Consider the following 14,603-nt stretch of genomic DNA (forward strand, 5'->3'; position numbering starts at 1 on the left):
TAGGGCATGGGAAATTAAAGTTGTTTCAACGCCTCAATCGCGCCTTGGTAATCCGGTTCACTGGCTAGATTGCTAACCAGCTGTTTGTAAACCACCTTGTGATCTTTGTCTAAGACCAGTACAGCTCGGCTCAACAGGCCCATATCCTTAATGTAAAGGCCATATTTGGCACCGAAATCACGCCAGACTGAATCCGATAATGTATCAATCTGATCAATGTTTTCTGATTTACAAAAGCGTTTTTGAGCGAAAGGGAGGTCTGCGCTGATGGTAAGCATTGCGACTTCCGAGAACTCTTTTGCCACTTTTTCGTTAAAATACTTGGTCTGCAAAGAGCAGATCCCAGTATCCAGGCTGGGTACGACGCTGATCAAAACGGGTTTACCCACGTAACTGGCTAATGTAACTGGTACAAAGCTGCTATCAACCACTTTAAAGTCGGGGGCCGAGTCGCCCACCTTAATGCCCTGGCCCAATAGAGTGACAGGCTTCCCCTGTGCACTGACTTTTCCTGCGTCAACCTGGTTTTCTTGCAGCTCGCTGGCACAGACTGGGTTAGTCAACGTCAACAATGATGCTGTCAGCAAGGATATGATTCGCATAACGTATTCCCTTTTTAATTTTTCGCAATTTCCGTCAGTGTATTATACTGGAATTATATAACCAACCTTTGCAGTAAATTGGATTGTAAATCGGTTAAGCTTTGATTACCATGTAAGTCCTAAAATGCTGCTATGTCATAACTATAAATAGAAAATTTTCGGCTTCTTACAACTAGTTAGCTGAAAATGCGAAGAGAGCTTTTATGTCAACACCTGTCCTGATATGCGATGATTCTAAATTGGCTCGCCGGCAACTGGCGCGATCATTGCCGGACGACTGGGATATTAAAGTGGAATTTGCAGAGCATGGCCTGGATTGCATTGAAAAAATAAAAATGGTCTCCCCTGAGATCCTCTTTTTAGATTTAAACATGCCTCACATGGATGGATATGAGGTATTACAAGCAATAAACGAACAAGGATTGAATGTTTTGACAGTTGTCGTCTCTGGAGATATCCAGCCCAATGCGCACCAAAGAGTAATGGAATTAGGTGCAATCGATTTTATACGTAAGCCCTGTGATGCTGCAAAGTTGGAAGAAATCATTACGCATCATGGGATCAAAGACAAAGCCATTCGTGCCAATCTGGTGCATAAGCTCGGTGAGCAACTTGAACCTGAGATCCGAGATATTTATCAAGAAATCACAAACGTAGCAATGGGGCAGGCAGGTGATTTGCTCGCTCGGCTACTCAATGTATTCGTAGAATTACCTATCCCAAATGTAAACGTGCTTGAGGTTAATGAGCTACACATGGCGTTGCAAGCGATTGATGCAAGCGCCACGACATCGGGTGTATGCCAGGGGTTTATCGGAGGCGGAGTATCAGGAGAAGCCTTGCTTTTACTCAATGACTCCAGCTTCAAGGAAATTGCATCATTGATGAGCTATACGGGTGAACTCAATCAAAAAGTTGAACTTGAGCTGCTTATGGACATTAGTAATATCCTGATTGGTGCCATCCTAACGGGTTTATCAAAGCAGTTAGACATGCCATTTAGCCAGGGCCACCCAGTCGTGCTAGGGCAGCATTGTGAAGTTTCTGAGCTCGTTAAGGCGAACAAAGACCGTTGGCAACGTACGCTAGCGATTGAAATAAGTTACGGAATAGAAGACCACGACATAAACTGCGATTTAATGTTGTTGTTTACTGAAGACTCACTTAAAACACTCAAATATAAAGTTGAGTACCTGTTAGAAGATTAGAATTATGCCAGCATCTGATTTTGACATGAATGAGATCCATTGGTTAATGGATATGTTTAACACAGTTGATGTCGGCCTGGTCGTTTTAGACAGGAACTATCGAGTGTGTATTTGGAATGGGTTTATGGAAAACCACTCCGGCTTGCTACCAAGTGCAGTTAAAGACAAAGATGTCTTTGATTTGTTCCCCAGTATTGACGAGGCTTGGTTTAAGAGTAAATCAGAACCTGTATTTGTACTCAAAAACCGGTCTTTCACGATCTGGGAACAGCAGCCCTATATTTTCCGCTTTAGAAATTATCGGCCAATCACAGGAAAGGCTGATTATATGTATCAAAATGCAACCTTTATCCCGCTGACGACTGTAACTGGCGAAGTAGCACACATTTGTGTGATTATTTACGATGTGACAGACGAGGCAATGAACAAGCTTGAGCTTGAGAAGGTCAATAAAACGCTGGAAAAAATGAGCCGCACAGACAGCCTTACTAAGCTTGCGAATCGTGGCTATTGGGAGCAAAGTCTAAGAACTGAGTTCAAGCGTTTACAGCGCAGCCATGGTAGCAGCAGTTTGTTAATGTTCGACATCGACTTTTTTAAGCGTATTAATGATGCCTATGGTCATAGTGGCGGCGATGAGGCCATTCGACATATCTCAGATCTGTTACAAAAGACATTGCGTGAAACCGACGTAGCGGGGCGTTATGGTGGAGAAGAGTTTGCTGTAACTCTGGTGGATACCGATGCTGAGGGCGCGAAGGTATTTGCTGAAAGGCTACGTTGCCTGATTGAAAACTCAGTAATTTACTATGACGATAAAGAGATTAAGCTGACTGTGAGCCTGGGCATCGCCTGCTGCGATGACAATTTTGAAAAATATGAGCAATGGATAGAAGCCGCTGATACAGCGCTTTACCACTCTAAAGAAAATGGCCGAAACATAGTTACTGTGTATGATCCGTCTATGGCGCACTAAATAGTATCAACTTGCGTATTATCAATTCATGTAACAAGGTGCCAAATCACGCCGTTAGAAATGAAATGGCAGCTCTTTCCAGGCAAATGACACAGTGAGGCATTTAGATAGTTCGGTACCATAGCTTTCTAAATCAGAAAGATGTTACTCAGAATGACAAAAAGCCCTTTCATAAGGGCTTTAGTTGCTAAATGGAGTCTTCTTTATTTTCCTGAGGACACTGACCCAGAATGTTCACCGTACCGTCATCCTGTTGCTCTTCAAGTTTAACTGGAAATCCCCATAATCGGTAAAGGTGCTTAAGTACTTCTTTCTTTGAGTCTGCAAGGGGGACCTTGTTATGAGGAACGTACCTTAATGTCAGTGAACGATCGCCTCGTATATCCACATTGTACACCTGAATATTGGGTTCGTGATTACTCAGGTTATAATGTGCAGACAAACTATTTCTGACCTTCTGATAACCAGATTCATCGTGAATGGCTCCTACTTCCAGATGGGGTGATTTTTCCTGGTCTATGATAGTAAATAACTTGAAATCTCTCATGATTTTCGGAGACAGAAACTGGCTAACAAAGCTTTCATCTTTGAAGTTCTCCATGGCAAAATGGAGTGTATCTAGCCAATCCTTACCGGCAAATTCTGGGAACCAGTACTTGTCTTCGTCAGTTGGGTTTTCACAGATCCTGCGGATATCCACCATCATATTAAACCCCAGCGCATACGGGTTTATGCCAGAGTAAAACTTACTGTTGTATGGAGGTTGATATACGACATTGGTATGACTTTGTAGAAACTCTAGCATAAATGCGTCGCTTAACTTACCTTCGTCATATAGGTGGTTCAATATCGTATAGTGCCAAAACGTGGCCCAGCCTTCATTCATCACCTGAGTTTGTCTCTGCGGATAAAAGTACTGAGATACTTTACGTACTATTCGAATGATCTCGCGTTGCCAGGATTCGAGCAATGGGGCGTTCTTTTCGATAAAGTACAGGATATTTTCCTGAGGCTCAGAAGGAAACTTAACATCTTCTCGTTCATCCTGTTGTTTCCCTTTGGGGATGGTTCGCCAGAGTTCATTGACCTGAGACTGTAGATAATCTTCTCGCTCTTTTTGGCGTTTTTGCTCCTCGTACATAGAGATTTGTTGCGGGCGTTTATAGCGATCTACCCCATAATTCATTAATGCATGGCAGGAGTCGAGCAGGTTTTCAACCTCATCTATGCCGTACTTTTGCTCACACTTAGCGACATAGTTCTTTGCAAAGACCAGATAGTCAATAATCGACGATGCATCTGTCCATGCTTTGAAAAGATAGTTCCCTTTAAAAAACGAATTATGGCCGTAGCAGGCATGTGCCATTACCAACGCCTGCATTGGCATGGTATTTTCTTCCATCAGATAGGCGATACACGGATCTGAGTTGATCACAATTTCATAAGCGAGGCCCATTTGTCCTCGTTTGTAGGTTTGTTCCGTCTGGATAAACTTCTTACCATAAGACCAGTGTGCATAGCCTATAGGCATGCCTACGCTGGAGTAGGCATCCATCATTTGTTCCGCGGTGATCACTTCAATCTGATTCGGATAGGTATCCAGTCTGTAATGGGCCGCAACTCGAGCAATCTCAGCCTGATATTCTTCAAGCAAGTCGAACGTCCAGTCCGGGCCATCATTTAGCGGGTTATATGTCATAGGCACTCCCCCAGTTAGGCTGCATTTTGTTGTCGGTTTTTCTTAAACAACTCTCTGAATATCGGATAGATATCTTCGACAGAACGAATGTGTTGCATAGCAAAGTTGTCAAATGTATCCGCAATGCCCTGGTACTCGCGCCAAAGACTTTGATGCGCGCGTGTGGTGATTTCGATGTAGGCATAGTAACGCACTACTTTTAACAGCTTGTTCGTTAGTATGTCTGTACAGTGTGGTGAATCATCTGCCCAGTTGTCACCATCAGATGCCTGCGCGGCATAGATGTTCCAGTCACCTTGTGCATATCTGTCTGCAATGATTTCATCCATCAGTTTCAGCGCACTGGACACTATGGTGCCGCCAGTCTCCTGAGAATAGAAGAACTCTTGCTCATCGACTTCTTTCGCTTGCGTGTGGTGCCTGATATAGACCACTTCGATATCTTTGTAGGTTCGTGTTAAGAACTGATAAAGCAAAATATAAAACCGCTTCGCCATATCTTTGGTTGCCTGATCCATTGAGCCAGATACATCCATCAGGCAAAACATGACAGCTTTACTTGTAGGGTGTGGGCGCTTTTCATAATTTCTGAACCGCAGGTCATAGTTATCAATAAAAGGAACCGCATCTATCTTGCGCTTAAGCTCTGCTATTTCTCGCTCAAGTTGCTGGATTTGTGTTTGCTTTGGTACAGGTTCCTCAAGCAAAGCCGCTAATTGCTCTTCTAGCTCTTTAAGCTGCTTTCTTTTGCTTGCGGTCATAGCAATGCGCCTGGCTACTGAGCCTTTCAACGATCTCACAATATCCAAGTTGCTTGGCATACCATCGTTACAAAAGCCAGCTCTGTGTGTTTTCATTTGCACTAACTTGTCGAGCTGACTTTTTTGCAGGTTTGGCAACTCAAGGTCTTCGAACAAGAGATCCAGATATTCATCTTTTGAAATTGAAAACACAAAATCGTCCTGACCTTCACCTTGGTCACTCGCGTTGCCTTCTCCGGCGCCGCCACCCTGACCTGAGGGTGGGCGTTGGATTTTGTCTCCCGTCGTGAATTGATCATTGCCGGGATGAATGTGTTCTCGATTCCCCCCTTTCCCTTGATGAAAAATGGGTTCACTGATGTCTCTTTGTGGTATAGAAATACTCTCTCCACTGGAGACATCAGTAACACTTCTTTTGTTGATGGCATCTGAAACCGCTTCTTTTATCTGCTTTTTATAGCGTCTGATAAAGCGCTGACGGTTCAACGTACTTTTATTCTTGCCATTCAGTCGACGATCGATGAAATGTGCCATAGAACACCCTCCAACCGCTAATGTTATTGAGATTTTCTAACCCGTAAATACCACTCAGATAGCAAGCGGACTTGTTTCTGGGTATAGCCTTTTTCCATCATTCGATTGACAAAGTCTTCGTGTTTTTTCTGATCTTCGGCAGAGGTCTTTGCATTGAAAGAGATAACCGGCAGCAACTCTTCCGTGTTCGAGAACATTTTCTTCTCTATTACGGTTCTGAGCTTTTCATAACTGGTCCAGACTGGGTTCGCACCATTATGATGAGCACGTGCCCGCAATACAAAGTTGACGATTTCATTACGGAAATCTTTGGGGTTTGAGATACCAGCAGGTTTCTCTATTTTTTCTAGTTCGGCGTTGAGCGCCGCTCTGTCGAACAGCTGACCAGTATCTGGATCCCGGTATTCTTGATCCTGAATCCAAAAATCAGCATAAGTGACATAGCGGTCAAAAATGTTTTGCCCGTATTCGGAATAAGATTCGAGGTACGCAGTTTGTAGTTCCTTGCCAATAAATTCAACATATTGCGGAATCAAATAGCCTTTCAGGTGGCTTAAGTAGCGTTCCTGAATTTCTGCGCTGAACTGTTCACGTTCAATTTGTTGCTCAAGTACATAGAACAAATGAACTGGATTGGCCGCGACTTCAGCGTGGTCAAAGTTGAAGACCCGAGATAATATCTTGAAGGCAAACCGGGTAGAAAGGCCAGTCATCCCTTCATCCACCCCGGCATAATCTCTATATTCCTGATAAGACTTAGCCTTTGGATCTGTGTCTTTGAGGCTTTCGCCATCATAAACGCGCATTTTTGAATAAATGCTGGAGTTTTCGGGCTCATTGATACGCGACAACGTCGAAAATTTCGCGAGTGTTTCGAGTGTACCTGGTGCGCATGGTGCAGTTCTCAGTTCACTGTTTTCAATCAGTTTCTTGTAGATTTTGACTTCTTCAGAAACACGTAAGCAATAAGGCACTTTAACAATAAACACCCGATCAAGAAACGCTTCGTTGTTTTTGTTGTTTTTGAAGGATTGCCATTCTGATTCATTGGAGTGCGCAAGGATGATCCCGTTAAAGGGCAGGGCGGAAATACCTTCGGTGCCGTTATAATTTCCTTCTTGTGTTGCAGTGAGCAAAGGGTGCAGAACTTTAATGGGCGCCTTAAACATTTCTACGAATTCCATCAACCCTTGGTTGGCCAGACACAAAGCTCCTGAATAAGAATAGGCGTCTGGATCATTCTGGGCATAATGCTCTAGTTTTCGAATATCGACTTTACCAACCAGCGCTGAAATATCCTGATTGTTCTCATCACCCGGTTCTGTTTTGGCGATGGCGGTTTGGTCCAAAATAGAGGGATACCGTTTCACGACCCGAAACTTAGAAATATCCCCGTTGAATTCATGTAAGCGTTTGGTTGCCCAGGGCGACATCACAGTGCGTAAGTAACGGCTGTTTATCCCGTACTCCTTGTCCAGCAGCTCACCGTCTTCAAGTGGATTAAACAAGCTTAGAGGATGATCGTTTACAGGTGAGCCTTTGATTGCATAAATAGGCACTTGCTGCATTAAGTATTTTAGCTTTTCTGCAATGGATGATTTACCACCCCCGACAGGACCTAATAGATAAAGTACTTGTTTATATTCTTCAAGGCCCTGTGCGGCATGTTTGAGGTAAGACACTATCTGTTCAATGGCATCTTCCATACCGTAAAATTCATGAAATGCAGGGTAACGAGCAATAACTCGGTTTGAAAACAGGCGACTAAGCCGAGCATCCGTAGAAGTATCGACCATTTCTGGTTCACCAATTGCCATCAGCAAACGCTCTGGTGCACTGGCGTATGCTGCTTTGTCTTCTTTACATATTTCCAAATATTCCGCTATGGTGAACTCTTCTTCTTGGGACGCTTCGTATCTGGACTGGTAATGCTCAAATATACTCATAATGAACTCCAATAACCTGTTGATGATGCGGTCTCTTAATGCAAGGCTACTTAAAGCTTAGTAGGGATATTTAAAATTTGCCCAAAAATTCCAGTAATTTAATGTTCACTAAACTTACTATGCAGGCGTGAAATTTTTTCATCAATTGGTCTTTACAGTGCTTTTAATCGAACTTTTCAAACAAATGGTCAAATTAGGAGCACAAAGTCGCTCACTACAAGCTGATTCGTGCATTCTGAATGTGGTTTTTAATCGTTATTTAGTTTGATACAGACGGTAGTTCTGGCACACAGACAATACACCAAAGTGCATGGTTGGCAGGCGTTGACGGAGTGGATATTTGCACAATACCAATTTCACTTAATACCTGCTCAATTTGAAGGAGCAAATATTACGCTAACTGTGTTAAAAATTTATCATTTAGAACCTTTACCTAAGGTATAAGTTCGCAAATTTTTGCCTCGCCTATATGGACATAGGTGCCTCAGCGGTAGCAGGACGCGTGAGCGGTGTTATCGACGATATTTTCTCGCTTCAAAATAGAACACTTAATTAAGCAAATTGGTATAACGGCTTTTAGCTCTAAAGATACGAATAAGCGACAGAAATATGTGCCACAGGAGGGAAAGAAGAGGGAAAGGCACGAAAAAAGGCGCTATGAAAAGCGCCTTTTTACAGAGTCTGAAATTAAGCAAGGTTCTCGTTTGCGAAATCCCAGTTAACCAGTGCCCAGAAACCTTTCAGGTAGTCTGGACGAACATTGCGATAATCGATGTAGTAAGCGTGTTCCCACAGGTCTACAGTAATGATTGGCGTTACGCCTTCTTCTGTTAGTGGTGTCGCTGCATTTGATGTGTTAACAATATCTAAAGAGCCGTCAGCAAGCTGAACTAACCAAGTCCAGCTAGAACCGAAGTTGTTAACTGCTTTGTCGTTGAATGCTTCCTGGAATGCAGCGAATGAGCCCCATTTCGCATTGATCAGGTCTGCTACTTTGCCAGTTGGCTCGCCACCACCATTTGGTGCCAGGCTGTGCCAGTAGAAAGTGTGGTTCCAGATCTGTGCAGCGTTGTTGAATACACCGCCTTCAGAGTTACATACGATTTCTTCTAAAGATTTGTTTTCAAGGTCTGTGCCCTGGATAAGGCCGTTCAGTTTTACAACGTACGTGTTGTGGTGTTTACCGTGGTGAAACTCAAGAGTTTCCTGAGAAATATGCGGCTCAAGCGCGTTGATAGCATAAGGAAGTGACGGTAGTTCAAAAGCCATGTTAATCTCCATTTCGTTGTTAAATTGCCAAAGCAAATAGAAGCAATCTCTATCTTAGCTTACATTTCTATACGATTTGACGGCATATAGTGATACTATAATTCCTGAGTATTTTACTCAAGTTTTGGCAAACAGCAATGGCAATAGCCAAGACTTGTAGAATGAATGGCTTAGATTGCATTCATTTTGTACGGGCTAACTGACAAAAGACAGAGGTCGACTGGCAAAGTGGATGATATGCTGAGCTATGCTATCGTCATTTTGAGGTAAATAATGGAAACCATTGAAAAGATTAAACAGCAAATCGCAGAGAATCCGATCATCCTATATATGAAGGGATCGCCCAAGTTACCTAACTGCGGTTTTTCTTCGCAGGCATCTCAGGCGCTGATGGCGTGTGGCGAGCAATTTGCTTACGTCGATATTCTGCTTAACCCAGACATTCGTGCTGAGCTGCCTCATTATGCCAACTGGCCAACATTTCCGCAGCTTTGGGTCGAAGGTGAGTTGATTGGTGGATGTGACATCATCATTGAAATGTTCCAAAAAGGTGAGTTGCAACCTCTGATTGCGGAAACGGCTGCAAAATACAAAGAAGACGACGCTGAAAAAGCAGAGTAATTCTGCTTGAAGTCGTTTTGGGGCATGTCAGCGTTAGTTGCATGCCTTTTTTATGTGCCATTGCTTTTCATTCATGTCTGCTTATACCTGCGAACACTGCTTCTAATCATTGAGATCTTTTCGTTAATTTCACGGCCTATTCTAGCTTTTGCAACACCAAGTTTACGCATGCGTCAAGCATTAACCCTGCATAGATTAAGGGGTTGCCAAATTCATACTCGAAATAATGAATATTTATTCATTGTTATGTTGGGTGTTACGTTAACGTAAACTTCCCTTTTTACAGGTGTTATTTATCACTTTTTTGGTTTGATACCGGTGTCATTTTGTGTTTTTCTACGTGTGTTGAAATATTTGTAAATTACCAGGGTGTTGTTTAAGTACCTTTTTTATGAGAAATATTCATGTATGTGAATAACTATTCTTTATTGTATTGACTCGAATACTAATCAGGGCTAGCTTTGATTATCTGCCAGTAATTCGTCTGAAATTACCGGCTGGCAGTTGTAGCAAGGGGAGGAGTCCATGTTATATGACTCGGCATTAGAAAAAGAAAACTGTGGTTTTGGTTTGATCGCACACACACAAGGTCTGGCCAGCCACAAGCTGATCCGCACGGCAATTACCGGTCTGGACAGAATGCAGCACCGCGGGGGCATCGCAGCGGATGGGAAGACTGGGGATGGGTGTGGTTTATTATTACAAAAGCCAGACAGCTTCTTCAGAGCTGTAGCGGCTGAAAACGAGTGGCATCTTGGCAAAAATTATGCGGTTGGTATGGTGTTCCTTAGCCAAGATCCATCGCTTGCCAAACAAGCCCGTGACATCATCAACAACGAGCTAGAAAAAGAAACCCTGACATTGGTGGGCTGGCGAACTGTCCCTACCGACCCAGGCATGCTTGGTCCTATCGCAACGGAGCAATTGCCCCTGTTTGAACAGGTCTTCGTGTCTGCGCCGGAAGGATGGCGTCCAAAAGACCTGGAACGCCGACTTTATATCGCACGTCGTCGTATTGAGAAGCAGCTGGAGTCAGATCCAGACTTTTATATTGCGAGTTTGTCGGGTCTGGTAACCATCTATAAAGGTCTGATGATGCCAGCAGATCTGCCTAACTTTTACCTTGATCTGGCTGACATCCGGATGACCAGTGCTATTTGTGTGTTTCACCAGCGCTTTTCGACGAACACGCAACCGCGTTGGCCACTGGCTCAGCCCTTTCGCTACCTGGCACACAATGGTGAGATAAACACCATTACCGGAAACCGGCAGTGGGCCAAAGCGCGTGCATATAAGTTTGCCTCGCCTCTGTTGCCTGACTTACAAAATGCGGCACCATTTGTAAACGAAAGCGGTTCAGACTCATCCAGTCTGGATAACATGCTGGAGCTGTTTCTTGCTGGGGGTATGGATATCTTTCGCGCTATGCGTATGCTGGTGCCACCTGCCTGGCAGAAAAACCGTGCAATGGATGATGAACTCAGAGCATTTTACGATTTTAACTCGATGCACATGGAACCCTGGGATGGACCAGCAGGCATCGTTATGTCTGATGGTCGCTTTGCGGCCTGCAACCTCGACCGAAATGGTCTGCGTCCGGCGCGTTACGTCATTACGCAGGACGGGTTCATCACGTTGGCTTCTGAAGTGGGCATATGGGATTACGAGCCCGATGAAGTGGTTGAGAAAGGGCGTGTTGGACCGGGTGAGTTGCTGGTGGTGGATACACTGCATGGTAAGATTTGGCAGTCTGACGAAATTGATGAAGATCTGAAAGCCAGACATCCATACAAAACCTGGCTGGAACAAAACGTTAAACGGCTGACGCCATTTGAAGCGCTTAACGAAGCGGATGCGGGTCAGCGTGATTTTGATGATGAGACATTACTCGTCTATCAAAAGCTGTTTGCCTACAGCAACGAAGAGGTCGATCAGGTGATCCGTGTGATGGGCCAAAATGGTCAGGAAGCCACCGGCTCTATGGGAGACGACACGCCTTTTGCAGTGCTCTCTGAAGGAATACGTTCGCTGTACGACTACTTCAGGCAAAAATTTGCTCAGGTAACCAACCCGCCTATCGATCCCTTGCGCGAGAATCACGTGATGTCGCTTGCAACCTGCATCGGTCGTGAGCAGAACGTGTTTAACGAGACAACTGGCCACGCCAAACGTCTGCAATTTGATTCACCTGTCCTGACCTTCTCTGACATTCAACAACTGTTGGCGGCGGATGATGATCACTATAGTGTGTGCCGCATATCTTTGAATTACAATCCACAGGCAGAAAGCCTGAAAAGCGCCATTGAGCGGGTCTGTGATGAAGCTCAGCATAAAGCTGCATCCGGATGTGTGATGTTGTTGTTAAGTGATCGTGATATCACTCAGGATACTATGCCCATACCTGCAGCAATGGCAGTAGGGGCTGTACAACATAGGTTGGTGAATACGAATCTACGCTGTGACTCTAACATTATTGTTGAAACGGGCAGTGCACGTGATCCGCATCAATTTGCAGTGTTACTCGGATTCGGCGCAACAGCGATATACCCTTATCTGGCTTACGAGACTTTGGTTGCGCTGTGTGACAGCAAAGTGATTGAAAAAACTTATCGCGAAGTAACGTTGGCATATCGCAATGCGATTAATAAAGGCTTGTACAAGATCATGTCCAAAATGGGGATCAGTACCATTGCCTCTTATCGCTGTTCGATGTTGTTTGAAGCGGTGGGCTTGTCTGATGAAATTGTTGAACTGTGCTTCAACGGCGTCAGTAGTCGCATCCAGGGAGCTGGTTTTGCTGAGTTTGAAGCAGACGGTAAACAGTTGCATAAACTGGCGTACAGTAAGCGTAAGCTGCTCTCTCACGGTGGTTTACTGAAATTTGTTCATGGTGGTGAGTATCACGCCTATAACCCGGACGTAGTTCAGTCTTTGCAGGTTGCTGTGCGTTCAGGAAACTACGAGGATTATCAAAAGTATGCCAATCTGGTGAACAACCGGCCGGTAACTAATCTACGAGACCTGCTGGCGCTGAAAACGGATTGCACAGCCATTAATATTGATGACGTAGAGCCTGTAACCGAATTATACAAGCGTTTCGACTCTGCAGCGATGAGCATTGGTGCTTTATCACCGGAAGCGCATGAAGCACTGGCGATTGCTATGAACCGGTTGGGAGGCTGCTCTAATTCCGGTGAAGGGGGCGAAGATAAGTTACGTTTTGGTACCGAGAAAAATTCACGTATCAAGCAGGTTGCCTCCGGCCGATTTGGTGTAACTCCCCATTATTTGCAAAGTGCGGATGTGATCCAGATAAAAGTTGCGCAAGGCGCCAAGCCTGGTGAAGGTGGTCAGTTGCCGGGTGAAAAGGTGACACCTTACATCGCCAAACTGAGATATTCTGTGCCTGGTGTTACTTTGATTTCGCCACCGCCACACCACGATATCTATTCGATTGAGGACCTGGCGCAATTGATTTTTGACCTCAAGCAGGTCAACCCCAAGGCAATGATTTCCGTCAAGCTGGTGTCGGAACCTGGTGTAGGCACGATTGCAACAGGTGTTGCGAAAGCCTATGCGGACTTGATTACGATCGCCGGTTACGATGGTGGAACGGGGGCAAGCCCGCTCACTTCGGTCAAGTATGCTGGCAGCCCTTGGGAGCTAGGCCTGGCTGAGACGCAGCAGGCATTGGTAGAAAATGGCCTGCGTCACCGTATTCGACTGCAAACTGACGGTGGTCTCAAGACTGGCCTGGACATTATTAAGGCGGCAATCTTGGGCGCCGAAAGCTTTGGATTCGGAACTGGGCCTATGGTTGCTCTGGGGTGTAAATACCTGCGTATTTGTCACCTGAATAACTGTGCGACCGGCGTAGCTACTCAGGATGAGACACTGCGCCAGAAGCACTACCATGGCCTGCCAGAAATGGCGATGAACTACTTCCGCTTTATTGCTCAGGAAGCTCGCGAGATCATGGCGTCGCTGGGCATAAACAAGTTGACCGATTTAATCGGGCGTACGGACTTACTCGAGGTGCTGGATGGAACAACCGCAAGACAGCAAAAGCTTGATCTACAACCTTTGCTGGCAAAACCGGCGAATCCGTCGGGCGAAACACTCTATTGCAGTGCGCCGAACACGTCGCACTATCAGGGTCAACTCAATGAGAGCTTGCTTGAGAAAGCGAAACAAGCGATAGATGATAAAACCGGTACCTCTTTGGTGAGTCGCATTAAAAATACTGACCGCTCTGTGGGCGCTATGTTGTCTGGATATATAGCTTCTCGTCACGGCAACCAAGGTATGGCGGCAGATCCTGTGGTTATCGAACTGCACGGCACTGCAGGGCAGGCATTTGGTGTATGGAATGCAGGTGGCCTTGAAATGACACTGGTTGGTGATGCCAACGACTATGTGGGTAAGGGCATGGCTGGTGGCAAGTTGGTGATACGGCCACCTGTAGGCTCTAGCTTCCTGACACATCAGGCTACTATTGCGGGTAACACCTGTTTGTATGGTGCAACCGGTGGCAAGTTGTTTGCTGCCGGGCGCGCCGGAGAGCGATTCGCCGTACGTAACTCAGGAGTACAAGCGATTGTTGAAGGATTAGGTGATAACGGCTGCGAATATATGACCGGTGGTGTTGTCTGTGTGTTAGGTCAGGTTGGCGTTAACTTTGGCGCCGGAATGACTGGCGGTTTTGCCTATGTACTGGACGAAGCCGGAGATTTTGACAAGCGCTACAACCCTGAGCTGGTTGAAGTGCTTTCTCTGGAAGGGCTAGAAACCATGCAGGAGCACCTACGAGGCCTGATTGCTGAGCACCTGGAGAATACAGCCTCTTGCAGAGCGGAGCAGATCCTGGCTAATTTTGAGTTGTATGTGCCTATGTTCAGGCTGATAAAACCAAAATCGAGCGATGTAAAGAGCTTGCTGGGGCACCGTGCACGCAGCAGTGCTGAATTGCGCGTACAGGCACAATAGG

At 45.3% G+C, this 14,603-nt stretch carries 9 protein-coding genes; 4 read left to right on the forward strand and 5 right to left on the reverse strand.

Going from position 1 to position 14,603, the window contains the following annotated elements; genetic code table 11:
• Nucleotides 1–14: 14 nt before the first annotated feature.
• Entirely contained in the window at nucleotides 15–602 is a 588-nt protein-coding gene (gene tpx / locus CWB99_RS15485; RefSeq protein ID WP_138549794.1) for a thiol peroxidase, read from the reverse strand.
• A 203-nt stretch (nucleotides 603–805) separates the two neighbouring features.
• On the opposite strand from tpx, the gene CWB99_RS15490 reads away from it, so the two are divergent.
• Together CWB99_RS15490 and CWB99_RS15495 are read left to right on the forward strand one after the other, a co-directional pair.
• Complete coding sequence (locus CWB99_RS15490) at nucleotides 806–1,810, forward strand: response regulator (protein WP_138549795.1); 1,005 nt, start codon at nucleotides 806–808, stop codon at nucleotides 1,808–1,810.
• Nucleotides 1,811–1,814: 4 nt separating this feature from the next.
• Nucleotides 1,815–2,786 (forward strand): sensor domain-containing diguanylate cyclase, encoded by a 972-nt coding sequence (locus CWB99_RS15495; protein WP_138549796.1) that lies wholly within the window; start codon nucleotides 1,815–1,817, stop codon nucleotides 2,784–2,786.
• A gap of 187 nt (nucleotides 2,787–2,973) precedes the next feature.
• Here CWB99_RS15495 and CWB99_RS15500 read toward each other — a convergent pair whose 3' ends face one another.
• The 4 genes from CWB99_RS15500 to CWB99_RS15515 form a co-directional block, all read right to left on the reverse strand.
• The gene (locus CWB99_RS15500; protein WP_138549797.1) at nucleotides 2,974–4,485 is read right to left on the reverse strand and encodes a SpoVR family protein; all 1,512 of its coding nucleotides are present in this window, start codon (nucleotides 4,483–4,485) and stop codon (nucleotides 2,974–2,976) included.
• Between the two features lie 14 nt (nucleotides 4,486–4,499).
• Nucleotides 4,500–5,780 carry a YeaH/YhbH family protein gene (locus CWB99_RS15505; RefSeq protein WP_138549798.1) on the reverse strand — a complete coding sequence of 427 codons (1,281 nt, stop codon included), beginning with the start codon at nucleotides 5,778–5,780 and terminating at the stop codon, nucleotides 4,500–4,502.
• A gap of 23 nt (nucleotides 5,781–5,803) precedes the next feature.
• The gene (locus CWB99_RS15510) at nucleotides 5,804–7,726 is read right to left on the reverse strand and encodes a PrkA family serine protein kinase (RefSeq protein ID WP_054014024.1); all 1,923 of its coding nucleotides are present in this window, start codon (nucleotides 7,724–7,726) and stop codon (nucleotides 5,804–5,806) included.
• 687 nt (nucleotides 7,727–8,413) lie between these two features.
• The gene (locus CWB99_RS15515) at nucleotides 8,414–8,995 is read right to left on the reverse strand and encodes a Fe-Mn family superoxide dismutase (RefSeq protein WP_054014023.1); all 582 of its coding nucleotides are present in this window, start codon (nucleotides 8,993–8,995) and stop codon (nucleotides 8,414–8,416) included.
• A gap of 273 nt (nucleotides 8,996–9,268) precedes the next feature.
• On the opposite strand from CWB99_RS15515, the gene CWB99_RS15520 reads away from it, so the two are divergent.
• Entirely contained in the window at nucleotides 9,269–9,616 is a 348-nt protein-coding gene (locus tag CWB99_RS15520; protein ID WP_046006741.1) for a Grx4 family monothiol glutaredoxin, read from the forward strand.
• Nucleotides 9,617–10,141: 525 nt separating this feature from the next.
• The gene (gltB, locus tag CWB99_RS15525) at nucleotides 10,142–14,602 is read left to right on the forward strand and encodes a glutamate synthase large subunit (RefSeq protein ID WP_138549799.1); all 4,461 of its coding nucleotides are present in this window, start codon (nucleotides 10,142–10,144) and stop codon (nucleotides 14,600–14,602) included.
• The last annotated feature ends 1 nt before the right edge of the window (nucleotide 14,603 follow it).

This window comes from Pseudoalteromonas rubra, from assembly GCF_005887095.1.
Taxonomy (GTDB): domain Bacteria; phylum Pseudomonadota; class Gammaproteobacteria; order Enterobacterales; family Alteromonadaceae; genus Pseudoalteromonas; species Pseudoalteromonas rubra_E.

Coding starts and splice junctions, on each gene's coding strand:
- tpx (WP_138549794.1), bottom strand. CDS start 602: ATGCGAATCATATCCTTGCTGACAGCATCATTGTTGACGTTGACTAAC.
- CWB99_RS15490 (WP_138549795.1), top strand. CDS start 806: ATGTCAACACCTGTCCTGATATGCGATGATTCTAAATTGGCTCGCCGG.
- CWB99_RS15495 (WP_138549796.1), top strand. CDS start 1,815: ATGCCAGCATCTGATTTTGACATGAATGAGATCCATTGGTTAATGGAT.
- CWB99_RS15500 (WP_138549797.1), bottom strand. CDS start 4,485: ATGACATATAACCCGCTAAATGATGGCCCGGACTGGACGTTCGACTTG.
- CWB99_RS15505 (WP_138549798.1), bottom strand. CDS start 5,780: ATGGCACATTTCATCGATCGTCGACTGAATGGCAAGAATAAAAGTACG.
- CWB99_RS15510 (WP_054014024.1), bottom strand. CDS start 7,726: ATGAGTATATTTGAGCATTACCAGTCCAGATACGAAGCGTCCCAAGAA.
- CWB99_RS15515 (WP_054014023.1), bottom strand. CDS start 8,995: ATGGCTTTTGAACTACCGTCACTTCCTTATGCTATCAACGCGCTTGAG.
- CWB99_RS15520 (WP_046006741.1), top strand. CDS start 9,269: ATGGAAACCATTGAAAAGATTAAACAGCAAATCGCAGAGAATCCGATC.
- gltB (WP_138549799.1), top strand. CDS start 10,142: ATGTTATATGACTCGGCATTAGAAAAAGAAAACTGTGGTTTTGGTTTG.